Origin of the sequence: Roseburia sp. AF42-8, from assembly GCF_003435965.1 — a bacterium.
Lineage (GTDB): Bacteria > Bacillota > Clostridia > Lachnospirales > Lachnospiraceae > Roseburia_C > Roseburia_C amylophila.
This window is the reverse complement of the sequence record NZ_QTVB01000128.1, coordinates 1-1090: the sequence shown is the minus strand read 5'-3', so window position 1 is coordinate 1090 and position 1090 is coordinate 1. Positions and strand designations below refer to the sequence as shown.

Here is a 1090-nt window from a genome sequence, read left to right as displayed (position 1 = left end):
CAAACTGGAAGTTATAGTGCAATCTTTTTCCATTTTCTAATCTTGGTTCTAAAGGTTCCGAACGGAGCAACTGTATTAACATGTATGAATTTGTATACTTCCCAGACAGCTGTTTTAGTTGCTTCGTCAGCCCATTTTCTCATATGTGGTTTAAATAATTCTTCCTCACTCAGAGAATCAATCATTACATAAATAGAGTTGATATTCTCATTCAATCTGTCTTTCAATTCTTGCAGTGACAGCTGAGCATATGTATCTGCGAACCATTGATATAATTCGCCAAGCTGATTCCACTTAAAATTATCCGAAGGAGTTTTGACAGGAATACCCTTTCTTTCGTCTGATTCCCATTTAATAACAAGAGTTGTCCAGCCAACCTGATAAGCAAGATTTTCTGCCGGAGTTCGATCGACCTCATCAATTCTCTTATCTTTTAAATGCTCCGGAATATCATTAAATTCTGAAATATACTTTGCAAAGCTTTTATTTATCTCGTTTTTAAGCTCGTCTTTATTCTCATATGTTCTCAATAGTCTATCTCCTCAGCTTCCGATTTTCCAGTTTCAAAAAAAGGATTTTTCAAATTAGTCTTTGCAAATAACCCTTGAACCTTCACCATCAATTACAATTCCCTGATGGTTGTTAATAGGGCATAGATTCAAATCCGAAAATTCAGTCATTATTTTCTCGGTAACTTTCTTAAATGGTGCTGTAAGATAATGCGGAAGAACATAGAAATCAATCAAATCAAGCCCTGCATCATCTTCTTGTGAGTAGTCCTCCGGCTTTTCATCCATTTGCTCGATATATTGGATGCTTGGAGCGCATATAATTGCGCCTGCCGACTCGCCGATCATCAATTTTCCATTTACCAATTCCTTTTTCAGCAACCCATCAGTTCTTGTTTTACGGAGTTGGTCCATAAGAAAGAAAGAATTTCCGCCGGTAAAATATATCACATCTGCATCTTCAAAAACAGACTGTATCGTTGAATAAGCCTCCGTTGAAATATCAATTTCAGTTACGATTGCTCCCAACTTTTTGAATAATTTTCGAGCCGAGCCGACATAACCGGTGTAGCCTTCACGCA

The 1090-nt window shown here is 37.2% G+C and carries 2 protein-coding genes; both read right to left on the bottom strand.

What is annotated here, in order from left to right; translation table 11 throughout:
* Positions 1 to 11 precede the first annotated feature (11 nt).
* The gene (locus DW059_RS15625; RefSeq protein ID WP_117699394.1) at positions 12 to 530 is read right to left on the bottom strand and encodes a ClbS/DfsB family four-helix bundle protein; all 519 of its coding nucleotides are present in this window, start codon (positions 528 to 530) and stop codon (positions 12 to 14) included.
* Positions 531 to 584: 54 nt separating this feature from the next.
* The coding region (locus tag DW059_RS15620) for a Type 1 glutamine amidotransferase-like domain-containing protein (protein WP_117699393.1) at positions 585 to 1090 on the bottom strand (506 nt) is incomplete at its 5' end.